The organism is Bradyrhizobium sp. SEMIA, assembly GCF_014844175.1.
GTDB lineage: Bacteria > Pseudomonadota > Alphaproteobacteria > Rhizobiales > Xanthobacteraceae > Bradyrhizobium > Bradyrhizobium arachidis.
Window position 1 is genome coordinate 6,852,598 of the sequence record NZ_CP046601.1, and the last position, 24,384, is coordinate 6,876,981.

A 24,384-nucleotide genomic window follows, 5' to 3' on the forward strand; every position below is an offset into this window, starting at 1 on the left:
CTTTCGCTCTATGATGTCGCTGCTCAGCCCATGATTCGTCATGCCCGGGCTTGACCCGGGCATCCACGACTTGATCTAAGGCGGCAGACACGTGGATGGCCGGGATAAACCCGGCCATGACGGGAAGACAGCCATGCACGACATCAAATCGATCCGCGACAATCCGCAAGCCTTCGACGCCGGCCTTGCCCGGCGCGGCCTGAAGCCGTTGTCGGCCTCGCTGCTCGCGATCGATGAGCGCCGCCGCGCGGCTATCCTGGCCTCGGAGCAGGCGCAGGCGCGCCGCAACGCCGCTTCCAAGGAGATCGGCGACGCCAAGAAGGCGAAGGACGAGGCGCGCGCCGCCAAGCTGATGGCCGAGGTCGCCGAGCTCAAGACCACGATGCCGGAGCTCGAAGCCGCCGCGAAAGCGGCCGACGAGGAGCTGACGAAAGAGCTGTCGGCGATCCCGAACATTCCGTTCGACGAAGTCCCCGATGGCATCGACGAGCATGGCAATGTGCAGCACCACGTGTTCGGCAGCAAGCGCAGCTATGGCTTCACACCGAAGCTGCACGACGATCTCGGCACCGCGCTTGGCTACATGGATTTCGAGGCGGCGGCAAAGCTCTCCGGCGCGCGCTTCGTCGTGCTGAAGAAGGGGCTGGCGCGGCTCGAACGCGCGATCGGCCAGTTCATGCTCGACCTGCACACCAATGAGCACGGCTACACCGAGATCAACCCACCGCTGCTGGTGCGCAACGAGGTGATGTTCGGCACCGGGCAATTGCCGAAATTCGAGGACGACCAGTTCTGGGCGATCAAGGGCGAGCTTCTCGCATCACCCGATCATGAGCGACTGAAGACCGAGCGCCTCGGCCTCATCCCGACCGCGGAAGTCTCGCTCACCAATCTCGTGCGCGAATCCATTCTCGACGAGAAGCAGCTGCCGATGCGCCTCACCGCGCTGACGCCGTGCTTCCGCGCCGAGGCGGGCGCGGCCGGGCGCGACACGCGCGGCATGATCCGCCAGCACCAGTTCACCAAGGTCGAGCTGGTCTCGATCACAACGCCTGAGACCAGCAAGGACGAGCTGGAGCGGATGCTGTCCTGCGCGGAGCAAGTGCTCCAGAAGCTCGGCCTGCACTACCGCGTGATGACGCTGTGCGCAGGGATATGGGTTTCTCGTCACAAAAAACCTATGACATCGAGGTCTGGATGCCCGGGCAGGGCGAGGGCGGCATGTTCCGCGAGATTTCGAGCTGCTCGGTCTGCGGCGACTTCCAGGCGCGGCGCATGGATGCGCGCTCGCGCGGGCCGGACGGCAAGCCGCGCTTTGTGCACACGCTGAACGGCTCCGGCACTGCGGTCGGCCGCGCGCTGATCGCCGTGATGGAGACCTATCAGCAGGAGGACGGCTCGATTGCCGTGCCTGATGTGCTGCAGCCCTATATGGGCGGCTTGAAAGTGGTCGGGCGCGACTAAAGCGCGATGAGATTGGGATGAATCGTCATCGCGCTTTAGGTTGTTGTTTGAGCATGATCTTTTCGGAAAACCGCTTCGCACTTTTCCGGATCATGCCCTAGAGCGTCGTCGCGCGAAGTGGATACCGCCTCGCGCAAAGAAAAGGCGTCAAGCAAGAATTGCGCGTTGCTCGCCTGAAACCAGAGAAACGTTTGGTTGCGAAGATCGGGCGGCTGGTTATCCTGCCGGCCACCCGACAATGCGAACCCGACCGTTCATGGCCTTGCACCGCGATATTTTCTGGGTCGGCAGACAATGGGCGGTGACGGGTGCCGGCATCCAGGCCGTCGATCAGCGGCTGCGCGGCGTGCTCGACATCGAGATCGCGCGGCTCTGGGACGACGATCTCGTGGGGAGCCGGCGGGCCAAGCCCGGCGTCAATGCCGGTGATTTCGACAAGGCGCTGACGGTGGCACGCGAACGTTTTCCGCAGTCGCCGAGCGCGGACCCGATCGTTGCGCAACTGGAAGCACTCGGCGTGATCGACGCTCCCGTCGTGAGCGCGGTCGTGCCGGCGATGAAGCTGCGTGCCGAAGGCCGGCTCGCGCGCTTCCTGCCGCAATGGCGCATCCGCCGGTAGCCGGCGGTCCGGGAACCGGATGCGCCCAGGCTGCCCGGTTTGCCTGATCGGGCATAGCCGGTTAAGACGGCTCGGACCAAGCTTCAGGAAACGACCTTTCGCATGCGCATTCTCTGCACCAATGCTGTCAAGGTATCTAACTCACTGAATTCATTGCACAAAAAAATTAGCCCGAGGGCTCAGGCTAACGCTGGGCTAATCTGACGGTGGGAACGCTGAGAACGACTAGACCGCCTTCAGCTTGCGCGGCGCGGCCGGGCATTTCGAATTGCGAGCCCGCACCGCCTCCGCGAGCGCCGACGTGGGATCGCGCAGGTCGCGCTGCCACGCGATTACCTCGTCCTTGAACCAAAGCTTGCGGTGAGGGGTGATCGTCTCCCCCTTCGGAAACACGCCGTCGCGTTCCAGCCTGAACAGCGTCGTGCGGCTGACGGGGATGAGCGCGAGCACCTGCTCGGCGGTGAGCATGTCGCGAATCTCTTCCGGTTTGTCGCTCATGCGCGGCCCTCCTGACTGCGCGGCCATGGTCACAGCCTCAACATCCGGTCGGCGATCTCCGAGACCGCAGCACCGATGCGGTTGGTCTCGTCGTGCACGCGCATGCACGCGTCGATCTGCTCGTTGAGGGAAACCTTGGTGGCGGCACCGCCGACCAGCACCTGCTGCTGCAGGGCGTCGAGCTGCTTCTTCAGCTCGGCGATGCGGTCGCAGACCTCGCTGACCACCTTGTCCACGAGGGCGTTGATGGCGTCGCGCTGCGGGGCCCCGTAGGCGGGCGGCTGCACCATCGGTGCCGGTGCCGGTGCGGGCTGCGGATACAGACGGCTGGCGGACTGCTCGACCTCCTCGCGGATGCGGGCGAGGCGGTCTCGATTGTTGCTGTGTGGAAACGATTGGCGGGTGTGCGTGTCCATGACCAAACTCCCCTTGGCTCCCTTTGAGAGAGGGGAAAGTATCTCGCACTCAGTACGAAATGCAACGGCGTTCGATCTAGGCTCGAATTCGCTTCTTGATCAGCTCGACCTGCTTTTTCGCTGCGGCCAGCTCGGCTTCGGCCTTTGTGCGCGCCTCGATGCGCTGCTCGGCAGTTTTTAGTTTCGCTCTGAATTGCGGGGATAAGTGCTTGTCCAGTCCCCACCACAGCCACTCGGCCAACGGCTCATCCAGCTTCTCTTTGAGATGAAAGGCGATTTCGCGCGGGATGGGGTAGCCGCGCTCGTAATTATTCCATCGCTTCATCTCGATGCCGATCCGGTCCGCGAAGGCTTGCTGGCTTCCCGACGCGACAACCTCGCGCAGCAATCGGAGACGCACCTTGTAAGCGTCCATCTCCTTCTTCTCGAACCCCTTGATCTTTCTCATGCAATGGCTCCCCCAGCCGGTCTCCGTGAAGCATTCCGCATAACTGGTATTAACATATGTTACTCAACCCACACTTGGTTGTACCGCAATAAATGCGAGCACGCAATTAGTACGAATTGCAGTGCTTTCTCCTAGTTAATTCGCGTCGCAAACTTGCCTTTGTTGTCGCTTCGTACTCATTTCGATATGTATGAGACTTGCGAAATGAGGGCGAGCGTGCGCAGACTGAAGTCAGCGAAGGCAGTGGTCGATCACCTTGGTGGTTTGCCGAAGGTGGCGGTCCTGACGGACACCAAGATCAACACCGCGAAGAACTGGCCGAGCCGCAAGAAGGCGTTTCCCGCCTCGACCTATGTCGTCATGCAGCGTGCGCTGCGGCGGCGTCGGGCGACTGCCAGTCCGCTCCTGTGGGGCATGCGCGGTCTGGAGTGACGCGCATGGGGATCGGCCTCGACGACTGGGATCAGCGCATCGGCCCGCGCCTCGACGAGATCAGATGGCACGCAGACGCGATCCTGCGCGCCGTCAACGGAATGCGTCTGCAGCCCGACTTCGAGGCGTGGGCCGAAGGCCAGCTCGTTATTGCCAAGGACGCGCTGACGTACTCGCTGGCTCAGGTGTCCCGCGCGCTCGATGCGTACAGGGAGAAGCCCCATGACCGTTGAGCTGGTTCACAGCGCTCCGCCCGTCGAGATGGAGCAGCGCGTGCTGCGGCTGCAGGCCGACGCGCGCGTCCTCAAGGACGAAATGACCAAGAGCCAGGCCCGCTCCGTGTTCCTGATCCTGCAGGACGCGCGTGACAATCTCTCGCGCGTGCTCGACCGCGCCGAGTGGGAGGGAATGAAGAAGCGATGAACGAACGCGATGCCGACATGCTCCGCGCCGAGATCGCCCGTCTGCTGCAGCTCTACCCGGAGCTGGCCGACGACGAGGTCCTGCGCGCCGACATGCTCGATGGCGAGACCCAGATGAGCGACGTGCTCACCCACCTGATCCGCGAAGGCGAGGACGCCAAGGCGATGAAGGAGGCGACCAAGACCCAGCAGGAGAACCTGAAGGCTCGCACCCAGCGGTTCGAGCGCCGCGTGGCGTTCACCCGCGAGCTGATGCTGGCGATCTTGGACGCGGCGAACCTGCGCAAGCTGGAGCTGCCGGAAGGCACGATCTTCCTGCGCAACAACCCCCAGCAGGTCGTCGGCGAGCCGGATGCGACCACGCTGCCTGACGACCTTGTCAAGATCGAGCGCAAGCCCGACCGCAAGGCGATCCTCGCGGCGCTGAAGGACGGCCGCGAGCTGCCCGGCCTCGTCCTCTCCAATTCCCCGCCCTCCATTGTCGTGACGGTGAAGTGATGGCCAACGATTACAACCTCTATGGCGACGAGCCGCCGCACCAGAAGCACAGCGAGACCAGCCACGCGGCCGCGCGCAAGGCGCGGCATCGCATTAACAAGTCTCACCAGAAAATTCTTGGGTGGATGAGCGAGCACCCCGATGGCGGCTGCGACGAGCGCGTCGCTGCTGCGCTCTCGATGAGCCAGAACACCTACCGGCCGCGCCGCTGCGAGCTGTTCCAGATGGGCTACCTCATCGACAGCGGTCGCAAGGAGCGGACCCAGTCCGGCAACGAGGCGGCGGTGTGGGTTCGCGTGTCGTCCCCTTTTCCGGCGGGAGCGAAGTGATGCTCAATGAAGACCAGAAGATCCAGCTCAGCGCGCCCCTGAACCGCGCCTACGTCAAGGAGCGCAAGCAGGGAGGCCGCCAGTTCGCCTACATCGAGGGTTGGCAGGCGATCGCCGAAGCCAACCGCATCTTCGGCTTCGACGGCTGGCAGCGTGAGACCATCTTCGCCACCGTTGTCGCCGATTATGAGCGCGAAATCGGCGAGAACAAGCTGCCGGGCTTCGGCGTGACCTACGTCTGCAAGGTGCGCATCACCGTGGGCGACATCGTGCGCGAGGGCTGCGGCTCTGGGCATGGCATCGACCGCGATCGGGGGCTCGCGCACGAGAGCGCGATCAAGGAGGCCGAGACCGACGCGATGAAGCGGGCGCTGATGACGTTCGGCAACCCGTTCGGCCTCGCGCTCTACGACAAGGAGCAGAGCAACGTCATCGACGAGAGCGAGCTGCGGCGTCGGCAGGCGCTCGCCCCCAAGCGCGCCGAGTTCATCGAGCACCTCAAGGCGACGATCGCCCACGAGTTCACCAGCCGCGAGAAGCTGGGCGAATGGTGGAACAGCGAGGGGCAGAAAGCCGCGCGGCGCCGCTACGAGCTGACCGACGCCGAGATCGAGATGCTCAAGGCGCTGGTGATCGCCAAGGCCGAACAGCTCGGAGGCGCCCATGCTGCAGCGTCTTGATGCCTTCCAGCACGCGCCGATGATGTTCGGCGACGACAACAAGCTGAAGCGCGGCGTCATCGTGCGCTGCCCGTGCGGCGCTGAGGAGCGGCTGCCCAGCAACACCTTCGCGATGCCGGGCAATTCGCAGCGCGAGCAGCACGAGATCGAGCTGCAATTTGTGAAACGGCGGCTGGTGCCGCGTGGCTGGTTCATCGGCCGCCGCCGCCGCGAGCACCGCTGCCCCAAGTGCAACGTGATCCGCACCACCACCAAGCAGGAACTGTTGAAGGAGAGGATCGAGCCCATGGCGAAAGAGATGCCGCTGCAGATCGTCAAGCCGGCGGAGGTGGTGCAGCCGCCCCGCGCAATGTCGCGGGAGGATCGGCGGATCATCTTCGAGAAGCTGAACGAGGTCTATGTCAATGAGAAGACCGGCTACGCCGACGACTGGACCGACGCCAAGGTCGCCTCGCATCTCGGCGTGCCGCTGCAGTGGATCAGGGTGATCCGCGACGAAAACTTCGGCGACGAGGTCGCCAACGAAAGTATCCGCGTCACCCTCGCTGAGGCGAAGGAGGCGGTCGCCCTGGTGCGCCAGCTCGAACCCGACATCAAGAAGATGCTCGCGCTCGCCGACCGCATCGAGCGCGCCGTCACCGAATGCGAGAAGGCGCTGCGCTGATGGACCTCGCTGATCTGGCACGACGCAACGCGATCTCGCTGGAGGTCAAGAAGGACGGGCTGACACAGCGTCAGTCCGGCGATTGGCAGCTGCGCCTGACCATCGCCGCCATCGACATGGACAGCCGCATCACGCAGGCCGCGATGGGCACGCGGTTCGCCTGCGTGCTGGTCGAGGTCAACGACGACGACGCCCCGGTCGATCATGGGGGCGAGGAGCGCGACAAGTGGCGCGAGCTGGGACCAGCGAAGCAGGCGGGCATCCGGTGCAAGGAGCCGGCGTTCTGGGCGTATCTGCGAGAGGAACGTCACTACAGGGACGTTCAGGACGAGGCGCACGCCGTGGACTGCGTGCGGCACATCTGCGGCGTCGTCAGCCGCAGCGATCTCGGCAAGCCCGGCCGCACCGATGAACGGCAGAAATGGTACCGGCTCGATTACGATTATCAGGGGTGGAGGGCGCGTGAAAATGGATGACAAGCAAAGACTGCTCTCCGCGCCGGTGGGGGATCTGTTCCGCAAGCTCGATGACTGAGCGCGTCCCTCGTCAGCGCGACGAGAAATACCTCGCCTACATCCGCACGCAGCCGTGCTGCATCTGTGGCGACAACACCTCGACCGAAGCGGCACATCTGCGCGCCGGCTCGATCAGCGACGGCAAGCGCTACACCGGCATGCAGGAGAAGAGCAGCGACAAGTGGGCGCTGCCGCTCTGCGGACGGCATCACCGCGAGCAGCACAGGATGAACGAACTGGAGTTCTGGGCGAGCTACGGCATCAACCCTTTCGAGCTGGCGATCTCGATCAGGAGACCGACGTGAAGAAGCGATACTCGATCTGGGTGCGCGAGATCGGCAGCGACCACGATGTCGAGCTGATGCAGTGCGACGGCAATCCGCAGGTGCTCGTCGAGGGCCTCTACGCCAAGCACCTCACCGTCAAGACCGAGACCTCGCGCAAGAAGACGAAGATCAGCAAGTACAGCTGGGTTCGCATCGTCGATAACCGCGCGGAGAGCCAGACGTGAAGCGGCGTTATCTCAACATCGAGATCGGTCCATACCTGCGCGACACCCAGAAGCTCAGCGCGCTGCAGAGCGGGGCCTACCTGCACTTGCTGATGCACTACGTCGTCCACGGCGAGTTGCCGCACGAGGACGACACCGCCATGCGGATGATCGCGCGCCTGGACACGCAGCAGTGGCGGCGCACCAAGCCCGTGCTCGCAAAATTCTTCGACAAGAACTGGCACAACCCTCGTGCAGATCGCGACCTGATGAAGCAGGAACGCATCTCGCTGCTGCGCGCCTTCGCCGGGCAGGCTGGGGGCAAGTCGAGCGGCATGAGCCGCCGCGCCCGCTCGCGGCTGGGTGATCACTGAAAAATATGTGGACAAGCCCTGATGCGAGGATGGCATCGCCTTCGCACCCGCACGCGAAGCGCGCATCGCATCAATCGCGAGAGTCAACGCGTTGAAATGATACGGCGCCGGCGAAGCAAACGCAAAGCAAACGTGAAGCGCACCCCGAAGCAATTGCTTCCAATACAAAACTTAAACAACTAACACCGTCTCTGGAGCTGGCGGCGAGGGGGCTTGCCGACGGAGAGATTGTGGCGCATAGCGCAGCACATCACTCACATCGAGATCGCCGATGCAGCAGCTGCCAATCGACGACGCTGGGCCCACCCAGGAACGGCTCGCCAAGGCGGGCGAATATTTCCAGCTCGTCGGCCGCTCGCGATCATCCCGCCGCATCACCATGCTGGACGACCCGCTCGGCAAGGCGTGGCTGCGTCAGATCATCGCCGCCACCGAATACTCGGCGCTGCGCCGCTACGCGCTGCACTGGGCTGCGGCGGGCCTGCAGGGTCCGCTCACCAGCGTCGATCTGAACCGCATCTACGCGTTCGATCCCGGTCAGATGAGCGGGCTGGCGCGCACGGAGGCGCAGCTCGACCACAAGCGGACCTATTACGCGGCGAAGCAGGCGATCGGCTTTCGGCCGTCGTTCGTGGCTGATCAGGTGGCGTGCTTCGGGAGGGGGCTGCAGGAGACGGGGGAGAGCCTCGGGCTGCGCTCGCCATACCGGGCGCGGCAGAAGGCGGCCGAGCTGCTTGCGGATGCCGGGCACCGGCTGTGCGCGTTCTTCGACGCCTTGCGCTGAGGGGCGGAACCAACCGAAAGATCGGGGATTGATGATCACGGAAATCGCGGCTCGACCCCGTGATCGCCGACACATTAGGCCTCAGCTGGACAAGCCCCCCGAGCTGAGGCCTTCTTTGTGGCCTTGTGTACATTTTTGCACATAACCCGGAACGAACTGGCGGCTCCTGAATAATGTGTCAGGGGCTCAGTGTCGGATATCGGGAACGTGTCGCGCATTCACTTTTTCGCCCGCGAGGCAGCAGCCTCGCTCTTGCGTATGGCAAGAACAACCAAAGACCCCACCGTTGCGGCAGGCTTGGTCCAGCGTGCAGCTGACTTGAAGGACAGGACCGGGGAGCTGCCGCCCATCGACGGCGAGACCTCGGCCCCGCAGCCGCCCAAGCCTCTGACGCGCAACTGAGGCCGCTCGCTGTCGCGAGCAGCGACAAGCCTTGCGTCGAGGGGCGAATTGGGCGACAGTTCCGCTAGCTCACCGCACCGCGCCTCGGCGTGATCGATGAGCTGTAAAACCCCGGAGCCGCCCTCCGGGGTTTTGACGTTTTAGCGTTCATTATCGCTCGACCTCGGGGAGCTGGTCCGGTGTCACCTTCGCCTGCAGCATCAGCCGCACCAGCGCGGCGATGTGCGTCGGCACGGGATACTCTCCCAGCACCCACGAGCGCACGGTGCGCGCGTTCGTGCCGAGACCGCGCGCGAAGCTGGATTGGTTGAAGCCAATGGCGATGAGAGTAGCGTTGAGCTGCTCCCCGCTCATCTTGGCATTGAGCTGGTTACGCGGCGAGCTGGCCACCGGGCTCTCTCTTCAGGCGATTGACGAGACGGATGACTTGGGCGGACTGCCACTGGCCACCCTCGGACGTTGTGATGCCACGTCCGTTGAGCACGGCGGCGATCTGGCGTGAGGACTGCGACAGCAACGGCTCGATGATCTCGCGCATCTCCTCGGCGAACGCGGCGGCAGCAGCGGACTTGTTCTGGCCCGCGTTGGGGGCGCCCAGCTTAACGCCGCGCTCCTTGCAGGCGGCGAGTGCAGCCTTGGTGTTCGAGGCGATGCGGCGACGCTCCTCCTCGACGAGGGCGGCGCGGATGTGGAGCATGAAGGGGTCGGCGTCCGGCATTTCGGTGACGAGGAAGGGGACGCGGTGCGCCATCAGGCCGGAGATGAAGTGTACATCGCGACCAAGGCGGCACAGCTTGGAAACCACCACCGGCACGTTCTGGCCGGTCTTGCGGGCCTGCTCCAGCGCTGCGGCGAGCTGCGGGCGACGCTCCAGTGCGTCGTGGCCCTTGCCGCTCTCGGTCTCGATGTACTCGGCGACGATCTCCAGACCCTCGGCCTGCGCGAAGCGATGCACAGCAGCCTGCTGCGCCTCAAGGCCGAGGCCCGAGCGGCCCTGCTTGCCGGTGGAGACGCGGTAGTAAGCAACGATCTGCGTGAACTTCATGGTCGGCCCCCGTGATGCGGATCAGTATAGGCAGTCACTGCCTATACATCAAGGTCCCATCGGCAAAACTCCCTCAGCTCTGCTCGTCTTCTGGGCCGACGTGGTAAAGTTTTTTGACGCGCTGAGCGTTGATAGGCGACTTTTCAGCGAGCTTCCGCAGGGCTTGACGAGCATTGTCGCCGATTGCTCTGTATCTTGGGTCGGCGCCACCCTGGCGCCCGAGCTCAAGAGCCTTCCTGCCGGCAGACCTGAGCTTGAGTCCTCGCAGCGTCGTGAACATGGCGTAAAAGTCATCTGACGTTAGCTTTGAGAGCAAATCGATATCCTCTTCGTTCCAGCCATGATTCTCGGCAATACCGAAGAGAACGTCCGCAGGATCTCGGTTGTCTTTGAATGTATCGAGCCGTTCTTGCAGCGCGGCGCGAAGGTTTTCATCCTGTACCGGAAACGTAGTTTCCAATTGATCAAAGAACGATTGTGGCTTGTCGGTATTTGCCTCGATCCACGCGGCGATGATTTTGAGTGCATCAGCTTCGCGGTTCATATCCTTAAGAAATCTGACCGAACTCTCAATGTACGACGCCGACAAGATCGCAGCATAAGCATGGATCGTCTCGATCAGGGCCGCACAAACCTCGTCGCCGTTGTCATCGAATGAGTCCTTGTATAACTCCCACGGCTGCTGAAGTTCGACTTCCAGCGTCTGGTTGGCGTAATTTTCATTGAGACGCTTGGCTTCATGAAGCAGCCGCGCGACATCAAAGAACCCCGCGCGGATGCCGTCCAGCAGAACGTGGTCGAACTCGTCAACATGAGAAAATGGATACGCGTCCAACAATTCCTCGTATTCTTTCTTTTCATCAGGCAACTCCTCTTCGCCGAAACCATAGAGGCTCCGACCACGTTCCTTGAGGGTGTAATCCAGCAGTCCCGATTTTTTGGCGTAGACCGCCCAGCCAAAGAGCACGAGCGTGCTGACTGCCTGACTAGCTATTCGGTCATCCAGCCCGTCCAGATGTGTCTCTACGAGACGGATAACGCGCTCTAACTTCTTCAAAATTCGGATGTTTGCGATGTCGAGTTGCTGGGCGCACTTTCTTAGCAGTTCATCGTTGGCAGTCGTGCCGTTGATGGCGATGTCGCAGGCTTCCTGAGATGTCGGTTTAAACAATAGGGAAGAATCGATCACTTTCTCGCTGTACTTCTCGAACGCGGCATGATCGGCGTCCGAGAGTTCCTCGTCGTTAAGGATGAGCACGATCTTGCACTTCCGCCGCTCACGCAGCAGGGAGACCAGACCCAGCACATCGACGATGCGCAATTTCTCACCCTTGCGTTCGAGATCATCGATGCAGACGATATACTGGTTCACAGCAAGGAAAGCGGCGTGATCCGCCAGCGCGCCTAAGCCGGGCTTCCAGGCTGTCGCCGCAAGTTTCGCCACCGCTTTGATGTTTGTGCCCAAGGTCTCGATAGTTGGATCGGTGCCCACACTCTGGACGGGGATAACATTCTCGAAGACCGATGACTTGAATCTGTCGAGGCTGTCTAAGCCGAAGAGCGAGACGTAGGAATACGATCGCAGCTTTACCTTAGCAGCTTGCTGCGCCTCCTTTAGGAGCGTCTCCCACGTATATGTTTTACCGACACCCCACTTGCCCCGAATGCATAGAACTTCGGGGCTGTCGGTGTGGAGAAAGCGGAAAATCTCTTGCCGTAGAAGGGATAGAGCGGCGGGCTTTTCGATATCAAGGGAAGCATCTGTGGCCATGAGCGAATCCGCCATATGGTTGCGAGTATCGCCAATAACAGCGTTCCCGTGTGTATGATAGAGGGGTTCGAGAGCTGTATGAACCGGACATTGTTCGAGGAAAATCGTGGCGCCATTCAAGCAAACTACGCTGCCAGCCCACTACAAGAACGGCCAGACTTTCGGCAGGCCGAGTGAGTATCGACCGGAATACTGCCAGCTCGTGATCGAGAAGATGCGAGAGGGGATCAGCCTTGGGGCATTCGCCGGTGTCGTCGGGGTGAGCCGGGACACGGTGTACGAGTGGGTGAAGCGACACGCCGACTTTTCCGACGCAGTGTCTCGCGCAAGGGCTGGCCAGCAGCTCGCGTGGGAGCTGAAGCTGCTGCGGTCGCGCAAGGGCGCGGAGACGAGCGCCGCGATCTTCGCGCTGAAGAACATTGCGCCCGACCAATGGCGTGACGTGCGCTCAGTCGATCATCAGCACAGCCTGAAGCTCGAAACCCTCACCGATGCGCAGCTTTATGCCATTGCAGCGGGCAAAGCGGGTGCTCATGGCGCGGTGATCGAGACCGAATTCACCCGAACCGACCTCGATCCGCAACAGTGAAACGTCCGTTTCTCCGTTGCGCTCCCCGCTGAGTGTAGCGTGGCGTGATTGCGGCGAGGTGACGTTCGTGCCCCTCGGCCAGGGGGAGGGGGCGGGGAAAAATCTAGGCGGGAAAGCATGCTTTTTCGCTTAAACCCCACCCCATCACCCGCAACGCCAGAAACTTGCACGGATTGGATTACTGCTCCTCTGGAGCCGGTTCGCCGCTGGCGTAGACTAAACATGTTCATGTGCAGGTACGAAGAGGATAGAGCGTCTTAAAATCATCTCGGCTGCGTATCTCGAACTGCTTCAAGCCGGGATTATAGAGTAGCAGGCCACCACCAGCCGCGCGCAGGAGTTTGCGGTCGATGCAGGTGCCGTCTTTCGTAATGAAACTCTGCACGTCGCTCAGATCGGCGACCTCCGACTTGAGCCAACTGCTGCCGGATGCGTAAGCGATCATCCATGCATTAAGGGCAACAATCCATAGCGCAGTTCTGTACCGGACGTGACCTGTTCGCCAAGCGACAACATAAATGTACGCCAACAATCCGTTTATGAAGATCGACGGTAGCACAAGGGCTGCGAAAGTGGAAATTCCGATGATGCTTACGATGCTAGTCAATACCATCGAGATTGCAATTATGAAGAGCATCCCGAGCTTGAATTGAAGTGCATCACTAAACAAGACATCGACAACTCGTTCGAAATTCCCGCTCAGCACGTTCCAAGCCTCGTGTATCGACCAAAACGATAGGATGCTGATCAAAGAGTAAAGTATGAAGACGCCGAAGACGTACTCAATAACAGGCAGAGTTAGAGCGAATAAATCCTGCAGCGTGAAAAGCTGGACAAAATGGCCGGGGACATTGTTGAAGTAGCCGGTATTGAACGCGCTGCTTATCAGCAGGTACCCAAAAGAGGCGGCAGCTATCGCCTCAGTAATCGTCAGTTCGGCAGGCTCTTCTTCAAAAATTTTGAACATGCATTTGCCCCTGTGAATAGCTGAGATTGCGCAAGCGTTGCGTGTAGTTCAATGGTTGCGGATGAAAAGGCGCGAGAGTCGGCAGCAGTCAAGGTGGACGTTTAGCCAACGCTCGTGAAGAAAGCCCTCGGGAAGGGTCGCCCGGCAACAGAAGCCCCGCCCAGCGGACCCGTGGATAACTCGGGCTAGGCGCATGAGATTGGCCATGTTACCGTAGGTGTCACGTCAAGAGCGTCGCACCGCCCATGACGTGACTTCGTGAGACCTTATCGGCTTAGAAGACGAACGCTGGGCAAGCTTTAGTCGTCCAAGTTATGATCAGGACCACCACGATGGCGGCGCCGCAGCCGACTAGTCCGGCTGCGGTGACCTCCAGCGGCCCGACCCGCACTTCCATGCTGCTTTCCATAAATTCTCCTTTACAGCTTGAGGGTTGGGTGCTCCGCGAATCAGCGTGAGCACATGACGATCATTGGACACCCGGGTGCCAACTCGACGCAACGCACAACGTAGGCACTCCAGAACTTACAAACAGGTGGTCAATGGCTGTGCAAATCATTGCCAGCCGTCCTGATTATAGGGCCGCCGGATGCGCCTCGCCTCCGTGCAATACCGGGGGCCGGTATCCGGGCAATGCCGGGGCGCAAAAAAACTCACAAAATGACTATGAGTACTCTTTGCGACGTGGGCGTTTTGTGCGTACATTTCGGTACGCCCCGACATGCCGCTTAGGCCGCCCCTCAGGCGGCGTTATCGAGGCCTCGCCGGTCGCGTGGCCTACGCCCCCAGCCCCAGCCACGCGTCCGGCAACAATCATCGAGGACAGGCGATGATCGACCTCGACAACGAGATCAACCGCGACGCGCTGATCGAGCGCATCGACAATCTGCAGGACGCGCTGCAGTCGATTGTGGCGTGGTCGCAAGCCTATCCGCTGGAAGTTTTCCCCGAACCCGACCTGAAGAAGGCCCGCGCGCTGCTGGAAGCGGGCGGCATCAGCCTCGACAGCGTCTCGGCGCACTGCATGCGCCACGTCATCATTTCGGTGGGCGAGATCGCGCGGAGGGGTCTCGATGGGTGAGAAGACCATCCACGCGATGCGCGCGCAGATCGCCCGGCTCGAGGCCCGCGTCTCGATGCTGGAGCAGGTAATTTTCCAACTCAGCCCGGCCTCGCTGCGCCCGAACATCGACAATGTCGAGGCGGTGAAGACGTTTCTGCGCAAGCACGACATCGAGCAGCTCTCGCCGCACGTTGCGCGGTTTCTGAGCGATCAGCTGCCGGTCGATTGGCGGGCGCTTGCCAACAGCGCTGGTGCAATCCAGACCTTCAAGCTGCTGGCCCAGAATTACTCAATCACGGAAGCCCGCAAGAGGCTGTCGTGAGTCGCGATGATCTCGTCGAGATCATCCGCGCCCGCAACGTGCTGAAGCAGTCGTCGTGGGTGCCCAATCTGAAAATCGTCAACCAGTCGCTTGCGGCAACGAGACCTGAGGTAGAGGAGCAATGGCGGAATTTGGACCGCTCTCGGCGCTCTCCTACCACGGAGGCGTGTCCGAACCGCTGAGCCATCTACAGACGCTGGAAGCAGAGGCCGCGCGCGAGGCTGCGGCGCGCCGTTTGCGCCGGTCGGTGGTTTCGGAGGCGCGGCGTGCATCCGATCTGGAAGGCGGAGTTGGCGCTGCATCGATGGCGGCGGGGCTTGTGCCTGGCGCAGGCGTCGCCGACGTGCTCGGCCTACTGCCCGACTTCAAGGGCGGCTATCAGCCGTCGTTCGGCCGCAACCTGCTGAGTGGCAATTATCGCGACGCCGCGATTCAGACGCTCGGGCTCGGCGGCGACATCATGTTGGCGACGCCGCTTGCTGCGCTTGGCGTGGCGGCGAAAGGCGCGCGCGAGGCGGCCCGCATTCCCATCGCTGTTGGCGATACGCGCGTCTCGACGCGCTTCCCGAGTGCGGTGAAGGCGACCGAAGACCCGCTGCGGCAGCATCTGTCGATTGGGGTCGATGAGATGAAGCTCGATCCCGAGACCTTCGCGCACAACACCTCGATCCTGTCGCGCGCGCCGGGCTTCCGCCGACTGGCCCAGATGGCTCCCGACGAAGCGGCAAACGCCTATGTCAGCCAAGCCAAGGACAATCTGCGGTTCCTGTACGAAAACTCGCCCGACGTGATGAAGAGCCGCGCGCCGCTCTGGTACGAGGGAGCCAATCGTATCTCGGACGCGCTCGCGTCGCGCTGGGGCGTCCCGCGCCAGAGCGCATCGGCCACGCTGGCGGCGCTGTCGCCGCAAAAGGACTGGTTCATGAACGCGACGCTGAGCGAGCGCGTCGGCGACATCGTCATGAACAATCCGCGCGCGACCTCCGACATGGAGGCGTGGATCAGGTCGCAGCCGAAGGTGATGGCGGCTCCCGACGCGGAGGAGGCGTTGGGCGCGATCAGCGGCAAGAGGCTCGATCAGGTGGACCCGAAGGATGCGGCGCTGTTCGTGCGGGCATTCGATGAAGCCCACAACACTCGCAACTACCGCTCGATCCTGCCGGAAGGTGACTTCGGCGACTGGATCACAACGCAGAGTGGCGATCCCAGCAAGGTGGCGTGGGGCACGTTCGGCGACATCGGCAAGGCGGTACGCGCGGTCCAGTCCGGCGGCGACATGGACACGATTTCGCGGCTGCTCGGCGAGAAGCACAAGGTGCGCTCGTTCTACAACAACATCGAGGTGCCGAACGATCCGCGCTTCGGCGACGTGACGGCCGACACCCATCAGGTCGCCGCCGCTCAACTGCGACCATTGTCGGGCGCGTCGGAGGCGGTGATCCAGCACCTCGCGTCGGGCGGGCCTGCAGGCTCGGTCAATGCGCGCTCCAGCGCGATCACGGGCGTCAAGGGAACTTACGGTCTGGTGAACGACGCCACCCGGCAGTTCGCGGAGGATGTCGGCCTGCTCGGCCGCGCCGGTCAGTCCGCGACGTGGGAGCCGGTCCGCGAGCTATTCCCCGCGAAGTGGAAAACCGCTAAGAATAACGCTGCGGTTGACGACATCTGGGGAGCCTACGACAGTGGCAACATCTCCATCGACCAAGCCCGAAAAGCAATCTTCGATCTTGCTGGCGGAATTGGAACGCCTGAGTGGGCACGACATGGCCTTACTGCGATTGCTCCATTACAGGGATCGACATATCGGTAAACTCGCCGAAGGCTACATAGCCATCAACTGGTGGGGCGAGGAGCCTGAGGTGATCGAGCCGGAAGAGCAGCACATCATCGATCTGCTCGCGGGATACGACGCCGCCCTCACTCAGGAGGCGAGCGAGTAAAAACCTCACGCAACTATCTCTGAGCGCTCTCGTACTCTATGCGAGAGTCAAGACGTACTCCGGGCCAGCCGTCTTTTTTCACCGGCATTGTCGTACTTGTTGCGAAACGTTTCTGGATGGCGTCTGATGGGTTCCCTTGCGAGGGAAGCCAGAGATGCCAGAAGAAACGGGGCGGCACCACTTCGCGCTGATGTCAGTGGTCGATACGTTTACCGACATCACGGGGATGTCGGCCAAGAGGCTGAGTCGTCTGACCGGGATGCCGGACTTGGTGTCCCACATCTATGACGGCGTGGCCACCGCACAGGAAATCGTGGCGGCCTTCGATCTGATGGGCCGCTACTTCAACAATGATCTCGGCGGAAGACGCCGCAGGCGAAATCCTGCGGCGGAAGCTGCTCCGCGCGTCGTTCGCGGAGTGGTGCATCGCAAACGGCTACAGCCCCGCCCGTCACCACCGGCTGCTGATCGAGAAGCTGGAGGCTCTTGCTCGGGGTGATATTCCCCGGCTCGCGATCTTCATGCCGCCCGGCTCGGCGAAAAGCACCTACGCCTCGGTGCTGTTTCCGCCGTGGTGCATGGCGCAGCATCCGAAGGCGCAGTTTCTCGCGGCGTCGCACACCACGGAGCTGGCCGAGCGCTGGGGTCGTCGCGTCCGCAACCTGATCGCGGAGCACTCCTCGATCCTCGGCATCACGCCCGACGACCAGAACCAGGCGGCGGGCCGCTGGGCGATCAAGGAGGGCGGCGAGTATCTCGCGGCGGGCGCGCGGATCGGCATCGCCGGTTTCCGCGCGCTGTTCGGCGTGATCGATGATCCCTTGCGCAGCAGGGAGGACGCCGACAGCGAGGTGATCCGCGAGCGGCTCTGGGAGTGGTACCTCTACGACTTCCGGCCCCGTCTCATTCCCGGCGCGCGCCAGTTGCTGATCCAGACCCGCTGGCACGAGGACGACCTCGCGGGCCGCGCGCTCAATCACGACAAGTGGGAAGTGATCTCGCTGCCCGCCGAAGCGAAGGCGAACGACCAGCTCGGCCGCGCCCCCGGCGAGTTTCTGTGGAGCGACGACGACTACGGCTATGGCGCCCAGCTGCGCGAGCTGAAAGAGACGACGCCGCCGCGCGTCTGGAGCGCGCTGTATCAGCAGGCGCCGGCGCCTGAGGAGGGCGACTTCTTCAAGCAGCAATGGTTCAAGCCGCTCGACATCGCGCCTGCGCATACGTTGATGCGCTGCTATGGCGCCAGCGACTACGCAGTGACGGCGGACGGCGGCGACTTCACCGTTCACATCGTGCTCGGCGTCGATCACCTGAACAATCTCTATTTGCTCGATGTCTGGCGCGGCCAGCGCACGACCGATGTCTGGATCGAGGCGTTCTGCGACCTCGTCGAGAAGTATCGCCCGCTGGCGTGGGCTGAGGAGACCGGCCAGATCAAGGCGTCGGTTGGTCCGTTCCTTGAGCGCCGCATGCGCGAGCGCCGGGTCTGGGTCAACCGCGAGCAGTTTCCGACGCGCGGCGACAAGGCGGTGCGGGCGCGTTCGATCCAAGGCCGCCTCGCGCTCGACGGCATCTTCTATCCGAAGAACGCGCCGTGGGCGGCGGACTTCTTCGCGGAAATTCTCAATCTGTGGGTCGGCAAGCACGACGATCAGGGCGACGCGCTCGGCCTCGTCGGGCAGCTGCTCGATAGGATGGTGAAGGGCCGCGCCGGTTCGACGCCTCCGGTCAAGCTTCCGAATGACGGCTACCGCGCCAACCGGCGCAGCAACAACGTGGACCCCATGACGCTATGATCAACCTCGACGCCCTGACCGCCAATTACAATTCGCGGGGCGTGATGGGACCGGACGATGTCAACGCCAGCAAGCTGATCGTCCGTCGTCGTGAGTTCGAGGATTACTGCCACGCCAAGGCGCGCGAGATCGAGGAGCAGCGGCAGTCGTGGCGCTACTACCATGTCGATCAGTGGACGCCCGACCAGCTCAAGGTGCTGCGCAAGCGGCAGCAGCCGCCGATCACCTTCGACCGCACCGGGCGCAAGATCGACAGTCTGTCCGGCACCATCCGCCGCCTGCGCACCGACCCCAAGGCCTATCCCAACACGCCGAACGGCGAGCAGGGCGCAGAGGTCGCGACGCAGGTGATCCGCACCATCAACGACGCCTCCTTCGCCGAAGACTTGGAGGTCGAGTGCTGCCGCGACGCGCTGGTGCATGGCATCGGCGTCGATGAGTTGATGCTGGTGCCCGGCGACAAGGGCGACCCCGATCTGCGCTTCGCCTATGTTGACCCGCGCACCTTCTTCTACGACCCGCGCAGTCTGCGCTCCAATTTTCAGGATGTCCGGTTTCACGGCGTCTACAAATGGGCCGATATCGACGAGCTGGACACGCTCGCCGACGGCGCCTCGGAGCTGGTGAAGGACAACCTCAATTCGGACGGCGGCTACTTCACCGCGTTCGACGCCGACCGCGAGAACCTCTGGGTCGATAGCCGCAACCGCGTGCGGCTCGTCGATCACTGGTACAAGCGGGGAGGGATGTGGCGCTGGTGCCTACACACGGGCAACGTCGAGATCATGAGCGGCGACAGCTCGTTCTTCAACGAGCGCGGCATGTCGATCTCCAAGTACAGCGCGTTCGCCAACATGATCGACATCGACGGCGACCACTACGGCTTCATTCGCCGCCTCAAGGGACCGCAGGACGGGCTCAACCAGCACCGCTCCAAGGCGATCCACATCATGAACACCCGGCAGCTCAAGATCGCGCAGGGGGCGGTGGACGACATCGAGGTGACGCGGCGCGAGGCGGCGCGACCCGATGGCGTGCTGGTCTATAACGGCGACCCCAAGCAGCTGGAGGTGCTCCAGCCGGAGCAGGAGTTCCTGCAGCAGACAAAGTATTACGAGGACGCCAAGAATGAGATCGACAGCTTCGGGCCGAACCAGCAGCTGATCCAAGAATTCGGGCAGAACGTCTCCGGGCGCGCGGCGAACATGCTGCAGCAGGCCGGGCTCGCGGAGCTGGGGCCGTTCCTGAAGAACTTCCGCATGTGGAAGCTGGAGCGCTACCGCGCCTGCTGGTGCGCGGCGCAGCGCTACTGGACCGGCGAGCGTTTCCTGCGCGTGACGGGCGATCAGAACGTCGCGCAGTTCATGCAGATCAACGGCGTCGAGCTGGACCCGTATGGTCGGCCCATGCTGGTCAACGTGCTCGGCAACATCGATGTCGAGATCAAGGTCGATGAGGGCCCCGACACCGAGACCGTGATGGGCGACATCTTCGACCTCTTGATGTCGCTGAACCAGAACAACGTGCCGGTGCCGCCGCAGCTCATCATCGAGGCGTCCAATCTGCCGCTGTCTGAGAAGAAGAAGCTGCTCGGCATGCTGGCGCAGCCCGATCCGGCGAAGCAGGCGGCGCAGAACGCCATCATCCAGAAGACCATGGCGGAAGCCAATCTCGCCAACGCGCAGGCGGGCAAGGCGCAGGCCGATGCGGGCAAGTCTCAGACCGGCGCGCTCCTCAACGTCGCCAAGGCGCGCGCAGAAGGTGCGCCCGAAGATCCGACGCAACCGAAGTCTCCGCTCGACTACGCGGAGCAGATGGCGAACATCGAGGAGACGCAGGCGACCGCGGAGCACAAGCGCGCCTCGGCGCAGGCGCTGCGCAACAAGGACCGCGTCACGCCGCTGCAGCTGCTCGCAGATTATGCGAACCGCGACGCGGATCGGTTCGTCACCAGCATTCAGAAGATCGCCGACCGCAGCGTCGAGGACTTCCACCGCGCCGCAGATCGCGGCGCAGAGAACTATCACCGCGAGGCCGACCGGGCCGCGCAGGAGCGCATCGCGCGCCTCGCTGCAGCTCGTCGGCCCGCGCAGCAATAACCAAACCGTCGCTGGCCTTGTTCCGTGCAGGAGCCGGTGGCGGGCGGACGCGGCCTGTCCCCGCGTCCGCAACAGTTTTGCGGGGTAGAGCAGCCCGGTAGCTCGTCTGGCTCATAACCAGAAGGTCGGCGGTTCAAATCCGTCCTCCCGCAACCATTCGTCCGCGTGAACGAGATCACGCACACGCCCGATGCGAGCGAGATCGCATCGCCCCGTGAGAGGGATGTCTCACCACGCCGCTCGTCGCGATAGCCGGGCCACGTTTGCCGGAAACGACATTCCGGGGAGACCAGAAGGCATGACTGACATTACGCAGGGCGCTGACGCGCCCGACGAGAATGCTTTGTTCAACGAAGCTGTCGCTGCCGACACGCTTGCAAAGTTCGAGAACCCGCCACCCGTCAAGGAGCCGGAAAAACCCGCAGCTCCTGCCGCACCGGAGGTGAAGCCCGAAGTCAAGGCTGAGGCCAAGCCCGACGACAACGCGCCCGTTCCTCCGGGCCGTTTGCGCGAGGAGGCCGAAGCGCGGCGCAGGGCCGAACGTGAGCGCGACGATCTGCGGGCGCAGATGGCGATGCTGGCGCGGCAACAGCCGCAACAGCAGCAGCCGCAACAGCCCCAGCGCGTTGACCTGTTCGAAAACCCATCGGGGTTCGTGCAGCAGGAGCTGAAGCCGTACCTCGAAACCATCCAGTCGCAATTCCAGATGCAGCGTGAAGCGATGTCCCTCGACTTCGCCCTGCAGCGGCATGGTGAGGAGAGGGTCGGCTCCGCACGTCAGGCCCTCGAACAGGGCATGGCGCGCGGTGATCCGCACGCGTGGGGCACCTACCAGCGGGCAATGTCCTCGCATGATCCATACGGTGTCATCGTCAAGTGGCACCAGGACGGCGAGACGCTGCGCAACGTTGGTGGTGATCTCGACGCCTACAGAAAGCGCATTCTCGAAGAAGCCTTGGCCGACCCCGAATACCGGGCTCGTGCCATCGAAGCTGCGAAAGGTCAGGCAGCCACGAACGGCGCACACGTCGCTCGTCCTGCCGTCGTCAAGCCTGCGGTCGCCTCTCCATCGCTCGGCAACATCGGTGCCGGTGGAGGTGACGCTCAGATCGTCGAACCCTCCGACGCAGAACTGTTCCGGGCCGCAACTCAGGCAAAGCGGCGCTGAACCCACAACAAGGACGCGCCGCGCATCACCCATGGTGAGCGGCTATGCTTACTTCCAACCACGTCAATAACGAGGTCATCAAGTTTCGCCGTCAGGTGATCTCGGACTTCCTGCGGCGCTCGCGTTTCGATGCGTTCATGGGCGACAGCTCCACGAACGTCATCGTGCGCCTCGCCGATCTCGAAAGTGACGGCAAGCAGGTCAACATCCCGCTCGTCAACCAGATGTCGGGTGACGGCGTGGGTGCTGGCACCCTGCGCGGCAATGAGGAGATGCTGGACAGCTACGGCTTCCCGATCTGGGCGGACTGGGCTCGCAACGCCGTTGCGAACAACCGCGCCTCGAACAAGGAGTCGTCGTTCAACGTCCGCTCGACCGCGCGTGATCTGCTCCGTGGCTGGTCGCGCCGCGTCGTTCGTGACGATCTCACGGACGCGCTGCTGTCGATCCCGACCGCCGCCGTGCAGGCGAACCGCTTCGGCGTTCCCGGCAACCGCGTCAACGGCATCAAGTGGTCGGCGGCGACCTCGGGCCAGAAGGACAGCTGGATGAACGCGAACTATGACCGCGTCCAGTTCGGCACCGTGCCTGCTGCGTCCGTGCCGTCCACCTTCGCGGCGGCGGCACTGCTGCTCGACACCACCAACGACATCATGACCGCTGCCGTTGGCTCGCTCGCCAAGCAGAAGGCGAAGCAGTCGGGTGTCTCCTCGGCCAATCCGGGCGTCTATAACGGCCGCCCCAAGATCACGCCGTGGGAGATCGAGGAGCTGGATGAGGAGATGTTCGTCTGTTTCCTCGGCGACGGTGCGTTCCGCTCGTTGCAGAACGACCCGGTCATGTATCAGGCGAACCGCGATGCTCGGGCGCGTGAGGGCAACCCCACCAGCGCCAACCCGATCTTCACGGGCGGCGCGCTGCTCTATGACGGCATCCTCTACAAGAACATTCCCGAGATCACGCAGCGTCTGAACCTCGGCGCCATCGGCACCGCGTCGGCGAACGTCGAGCCGTTCTTCCTCTGCGGTCAGGCTGCACTGGCCTACGCGACCGGCCAGATGCCGCGCCCAACGCAGCTGGAGGACGGCGACTACGACTTCGTCACCGGCCTCGGCATCGAGGCGCAGTACGGCGTCGGCAAGATCGCAAAGGCGCCGCTCACGGCGTCCGGCGCGACCGTCGGCGATCTCGTCGATTGGGGCATGGTCACCGGGTTTGTCGCCACGACCTGATCGACCTGACACCGACCACAACAGCGACCGCGCGGACGGACCCGCCCGCGCGGATTTTTCTCGAACGAAGAGATCATGATCATGGGTCCTCGCACTGCATACCGTCAGCCGCAAGCTGGCGGTCAGGGTTTTGCCCGCACCAAGAAGGTGTTCGGCGGCCCCGCTGTCACGTTCGTCGCTGGCGACGTGGCGCTCAACGCCCAGACCGCAATCCTCCGGGTGCCCAAGGGGTTCGTGCTGCAATCGTGGCAGGGCACCGTGGGCGACATGGACACCGGCACGACGCTGATGATCGCCATCGGCGACGCGGGCAACAACGCCCGCTTCATGGCCGCGTCCAACCTCGGGCAGGCGGGCGGGGCTCTGCCCGCGCTGGCGGCGGGCGGTGTGCTCTATGAGTTCACCGACGACACCGACATCCTCGTGACCGCAACGGTGGCCGCAACCGGTCTCGGCCCGACGCCAACCATCGTCGCTCTGATGGAAGGCTACATGAAGTGATCAAGCCCCGGCAGCGATGCCGGGGCTCGTTTCATGTGGAACGCATACCGCAAAGGGAACGGCAATGAAGAAAGCAACTGTGACGTACACCGCGCCGCCCGGTGAAGCGAAGACGCTCGACATCGGCGGCACCACGCTGGTGACCGGTAAGGCCGACACCGTGATCTGCGACGACGCGCTGATGGCGCGCCTGCAGAAGGCTTCGGGCGGCATGCTGAAGGTGGAGGGCGTCGCCGAGTACACCGAGAAGCACGATCCGCCCGACGAGACCGGCAAGGCACATCACAAGAAGTAGCCCGCGCGAGCGGTCTTTTTTCGGGGAGCAACCGGGATGGCCGAGACCCACACGGCTGAGGAGCTGATCAACAAGGCCGCCGCGATCCTCGGCAAATATGTGCCGGGCGAGGCACTCGGCGATGTCGAGCACGCGACCATCGACAAGTGCATCGACGACGTGCTCGCCGAGATCGCCAAGATCGTGGCCATCGGCGACCGCGACGAGATCCCCAACCTCGTGTTCGAGACGGTGGCGCGCCTTGTCGCGATCTATGCCGCCGCCGAGTTCTCCAACCAGCCGCTCGATCTGGTCGCCGTGCAGCAGCACGAGATGCGGCTGCGCTACCTGATCGCGCAGACGCCGACCTACGAAGTGCTGGCGACGAACTATTTCTAGGTATCGCAAGCGAACCTGAGATGACCGATGTCCCGTTTCCCCTCCTGACAGCGCCGGGTCTCAAGCCGCAGGCCGCAGGCGGACGCGTGCTCAACTGCTACCCGGAGAAGCTGCCGGAGACCGCAGGCAAGCCGTATGCGTGGTTCAGGGTGCCGGGGCTGGGTGCATTCGGCACCGCGCCCT

Annotated in this window: 31 protein-coding genes, 1 tRNA gene and 1 pseudogene; 26 read left to right on the forward strand and 7 right to left on the reverse strand. The window is 63.0% G+C overall.

Annotated features, from left to right (window positions below):
- Window positions 1–133 precede the first annotated feature (133 nt).
- Window positions 134–1,464 (forward strand): annotated as a pseudogene (serS, locus tag FOM02_RS33075) (serine--tRNA ligase).
- A 256-nt stretch (window positions 1,465–1,720) separates the two neighbouring features.
- Complete coding sequence (locus tag FOM02_RS33080; protein ID WP_027559330.1) at window positions 1,721–2,083, forward strand: hypothetical protein; 363 nt, start codon at window positions 1,721–1,723, stop codon at window positions 2,081–2,083.
- 225 nt (window positions 2,084–2,308) lie between these two features.
- Here FOM02_RS33080 and FOM02_RS33085 read toward each other — a convergent pair whose 3' ends face one another.
- The 3 genes from FOM02_RS33085 to FOM02_RS33095 all read right to left on the reverse strand — a co-directional run bounded on the left by FOM02_RS33085 (window position 2,309) and on the right by FOM02_RS33095 (window position 3,445).
- Complete coding sequence (locus tag FOM02_RS33085) at window positions 2,309–2,581, reverse strand: helix-turn-helix transcriptional regulator (protein WP_265440580.1); 273 nt, start codon at window positions 2,579–2,581, stop codon at window positions 2,309–2,311.
- Window positions 2,582–2,610: 29 nt separating this feature from the next.
- Window positions 2,611–2,997, reverse strand: coding sequence for a hypothetical protein (locus FOM02_RS33090; RefSeq protein ID WP_265440581.1), 387 nt, complete (start codon window positions 2,995–2,997; stop codon window positions 2,611–2,613).
- Window positions 2,998–3,073: 76 nt separating this feature from the next.
- A complete protein-coding gene (locus tag FOM02_RS33095; RefSeq protein ID WP_265440582.1) occupies window positions 3,074–3,445 on the reverse strand; it encodes a hypothetical protein in 372 nt (123 codons plus the stop codon).
- 216 nt (window positions 3,446–3,661) lie between these two features.
- Between FOM02_RS33095 and FOM02_RS33100 the strand changes: the two genes are divergently transcribed.
- The 12 genes from FOM02_RS33100 to FOM02_RS33155 all read left to right on the forward strand — a co-directional run bounded on the left by FOM02_RS33100 (window position 3,662) and on the right by FOM02_RS33155 (window position 8,633).
- Window positions 3,662–3,877 (forward strand): hypothetical protein, encoded by a 216-nt coding sequence (locus FOM02_RS33100; protein ID WP_265440583.1) that lies wholly within the window; start codon window positions 3,662–3,664, stop codon window positions 3,875–3,877.
- A gap of 5 nt (window positions 3,878–3,882) precedes the next feature.
- On the forward strand, window positions 3,883–4,110 hold the full coding sequence (locus FOM02_RS33105) for a hypothetical protein (RefSeq protein WP_265440584.1): 228 nt from the start codon (window positions 3,883–3,885) through the stop codon (window positions 4,108–4,110).
- Window positions 4,100–4,300 carry a hypothetical protein gene (locus FOM02_RS33110; RefSeq protein WP_265440585.1) on the forward strand — a complete coding sequence of 67 codons (201 nt, stop codon included), beginning with the start codon at window positions 4,100–4,102 and terminating at the stop codon, window positions 4,298–4,300. Before FOM02_RS33105 ends, FOM02_RS33110 begins: the two co-directional genes overlap by 11 nt.
- Window positions 4,297–4,797, forward strand: coding sequence for a siphovirus Gp157 family protein (locus FOM02_RS33115; protein ID WP_265440586.1), 501 nt, complete (start codon window positions 4,297–4,299; stop codon window positions 4,795–4,797). The genes FOM02_RS33110 and FOM02_RS33115 overlap by 4 nt, the downstream gene beginning before the upstream one ends.
- Window positions 4,797–5,126, forward strand: coding sequence for a hypothetical protein (locus FOM02_RS33120; RefSeq protein ID WP_265440587.1), 330 nt, complete (start codon window positions 4,797–4,799; stop codon window positions 5,124–5,126). The genes FOM02_RS33115 and FOM02_RS33120 overlap by 1 nt, the downstream gene beginning before the upstream one ends.
- On the forward strand, window positions 5,126–5,806 hold the full coding sequence (locus FOM02_RS33125) for an RAD52 family DNA repair protein (RefSeq protein ID WP_265440588.1): 681 nt from the start codon (window positions 5,126–5,128) through the stop codon (window positions 5,804–5,806). Before FOM02_RS33120 ends, FOM02_RS33125 begins: the two co-directional genes overlap by 1 nt.
- Entirely contained in the window at window positions 5,790–6,470 is a 681-nt protein-coding gene (locus FOM02_RS33130) for a hypothetical protein (RefSeq protein WP_265440589.1), read from the forward strand. The genes FOM02_RS33125 and FOM02_RS33130 overlap by 17 nt, the downstream gene beginning before the upstream one ends.
- A complete protein-coding gene (locus FOM02_RS33135) occupies window positions 6,470–6,946 on the forward strand; it encodes a hypothetical protein (RefSeq protein WP_265440590.1) in 477 nt (158 codons plus the stop codon). Before FOM02_RS33130 ends, FOM02_RS33135 begins: the two co-directional genes overlap by 1 nt.
- 50 nt (window positions 6,947–6,996) lie before the next feature.
- On the forward strand, window positions 6,997–7,290 hold the full coding sequence (locus tag FOM02_RS33140) for a putative HNHc nuclease (RefSeq protein WP_265440591.1): 294 nt from the start codon (window positions 6,997–6,999) through the stop codon (window positions 7,288–7,290).
- Window positions 7,287–7,496 carry a hypothetical protein gene (locus tag FOM02_RS33145; RefSeq protein ID WP_265440592.1) on the forward strand — a complete coding sequence of 70 codons (210 nt, stop codon included), beginning with the start codon at window positions 7,287–7,289 and terminating at the stop codon, window positions 7,494–7,496. Before FOM02_RS33140 ends, FOM02_RS33145 begins: the two co-directional genes overlap by 4 nt.
- Window positions 7,493–7,849, forward strand: coding sequence for a DUF1376 domain-containing protein (locus FOM02_RS33150; protein WP_265440593.1), 357 nt, complete (start codon window positions 7,493–7,495; stop codon window positions 7,847–7,849). Before FOM02_RS33145 ends, FOM02_RS33150 begins: the two co-directional genes overlap by 4 nt.
- A gap of 271 nt (window positions 7,850–8,120) precedes the next feature.
- A complete protein-coding gene (locus tag FOM02_RS33155; protein WP_265440594.1) occupies window positions 8,121–8,633 on the forward strand; it encodes a hypothetical protein in 513 nt (170 codons plus the stop codon).
- Between the two features lie 552 nt (window positions 8,634–9,185).
- Here the strand turns inward: FOM02_RS33155 and FOM02_RS33160 are convergent.
- From FOM02_RS33160 to FOM02_RS33170, 3 genes are all read right to left on the reverse strand, one after another.
- On the reverse strand, window positions 9,186–9,425 hold the full coding sequence (locus FOM02_RS33160; protein WP_265440595.1) for a hypothetical protein: 240 nt from the start codon (window positions 9,423–9,425) through the stop codon (window positions 9,186–9,188).
- Window positions 9,406–10,080, reverse strand: coding sequence for a recombinase family protein (locus FOM02_RS33165; protein ID WP_265440596.1), 675 nt, complete (start codon window positions 10,078–10,080; stop codon window positions 9,406–9,408). The genes FOM02_RS33160 and FOM02_RS33165 overlap by 20 nt, the downstream gene beginning before the upstream one ends.
- A 73-nt stretch (window positions 10,081–10,153) precedes the next feature.
- Window positions 10,154–11,851, reverse strand: coding sequence for a hypothetical protein (locus FOM02_RS33170; protein ID WP_265440597.1), 1,698 nt, complete (start codon window positions 11,849–11,851; stop codon window positions 10,154–10,156).
- 106 nt (window positions 11,852–11,957) lie between these two features.
- On the opposite strand from FOM02_RS33170, the gene FOM02_RS33175 reads away from it, so the two are divergent.
- Window positions 11,958–12,440, forward strand: a complete 483-nt coding sequence (locus tag FOM02_RS33175; RefSeq protein WP_265440598.1) for a hypothetical protein — start codon at window positions 11,958–11,960, stop codon at window positions 12,438–12,440.
- A 226-nt stretch (window positions 12,441–12,666) separates the two neighbouring features.
- Here FOM02_RS33175 and FOM02_RS33180 read toward each other — a convergent pair whose 3' ends face one another.
- Complete coding sequence (locus FOM02_RS33180; RefSeq protein ID WP_265440599.1) at window positions 12,667–13,407, reverse strand: hypothetical protein; 741 nt, start codon at window positions 13,405–13,407, stop codon at window positions 12,667–12,669.
- Between the two features lie 829 nt (window positions 13,408–14,236).
- On the opposite strand from FOM02_RS33180, the gene FOM02_RS33185 reads away from it, so the two are divergent.
- From FOM02_RS33185 to FOM02_RS33235, 11 genes are all read left to right on the forward strand, one after another.
- Window positions 14,237–14,488 (forward strand): hypothetical protein, encoded by a 252-nt coding sequence (locus FOM02_RS33185; RefSeq protein ID WP_265440600.1) that lies wholly within the window; start codon window positions 14,237–14,239, stop codon window positions 14,486–14,488.
- Window positions 14,481–14,792 carry a hypothetical protein gene (locus FOM02_RS33190; RefSeq protein WP_265440601.1) on the forward strand — a complete coding sequence of 104 codons (312 nt, stop codon included), beginning with the start codon at window positions 14,481–14,483 and terminating at the stop codon, window positions 14,790–14,792. Before FOM02_RS33185 ends, FOM02_RS33190 begins: the two co-directional genes overlap by 8 nt.
- 121 nt (window positions 14,793–14,913) lie before the next feature.
- Window positions 14,914–16,602 carry a hypothetical protein gene (locus FOM02_RS33195; RefSeq protein ID WP_265440602.1) on the forward strand — a complete coding sequence of 563 codons (1,689 nt, stop codon included), beginning with the start codon at window positions 14,914–14,916 and terminating at the stop codon, window positions 16,600–16,602.
- Window positions 16,603–17,082: 480 nt separating this feature from the next.
- A complete protein-coding gene (gene terL / locus FOM02_RS33200; protein ID WP_265440603.1) occupies window positions 17,083–18,528 on the forward strand; it encodes a phage terminase large subunit in 1,446 nt (481 codons plus the stop codon).
- Entirely contained in the window at window positions 18,525–20,627 is a 2,103-nt protein-coding gene (locus FOM02_RS33205; protein ID WP_265440604.1) for a hypothetical protein, read from the forward strand. Before terL ends, FOM02_RS33205 begins: the two co-directional genes overlap by 4 nt.
- 78 nt (window positions 20,628–20,705) lie before the next feature.
- Window positions 20,706–20,783, forward strand: a tRNA-Met gene (locus tag FOM02_RS33210).
- Window positions 20,784–20,925: 142 nt separating this feature from the next.
- A complete protein-coding gene (locus tag FOM02_RS33215) occupies window positions 20,926–21,795 on the forward strand; it encodes a hypothetical protein (RefSeq protein WP_265440605.1) in 870 nt (289 codons plus the stop codon).
- 44 nt (window positions 21,796–21,839) lie between these two features.
- Entirely contained in the window at window positions 21,840–23,027 is a 1,188-nt protein-coding gene (locus FOM02_RS33220) for a DUF4043 family protein (protein ID WP_265440606.1), read from the forward strand.
- Between the two features lie 75 nt (window positions 23,028–23,102).
- On the forward strand, window positions 23,103–23,528 hold the full coding sequence (locus FOM02_RS33225; protein ID WP_265440607.1) for a hypothetical protein: 426 nt from the start codon (window positions 23,103–23,105) through the stop codon (window positions 23,526–23,528).
- Window positions 23,529–23,592: 64 nt separating this feature from the next.
- A complete protein-coding gene (locus tag FOM02_RS33230; protein ID WP_265440608.1) occupies window positions 23,593–23,823 on the forward strand; it encodes a hypothetical protein in 231 nt (76 codons plus the stop codon).
- 36 nt (window positions 23,824–23,859) lie between these two features.
- Complete coding sequence (locus FOM02_RS33235) at window positions 23,860–24,201, forward strand: hypothetical protein (protein WP_265440609.1); 342 nt, start codon at window positions 23,860–23,862, stop codon at window positions 24,199–24,201.
- The last annotated feature ends 183 nt before the right edge of the window (window positions 24,202–24,384 follow it).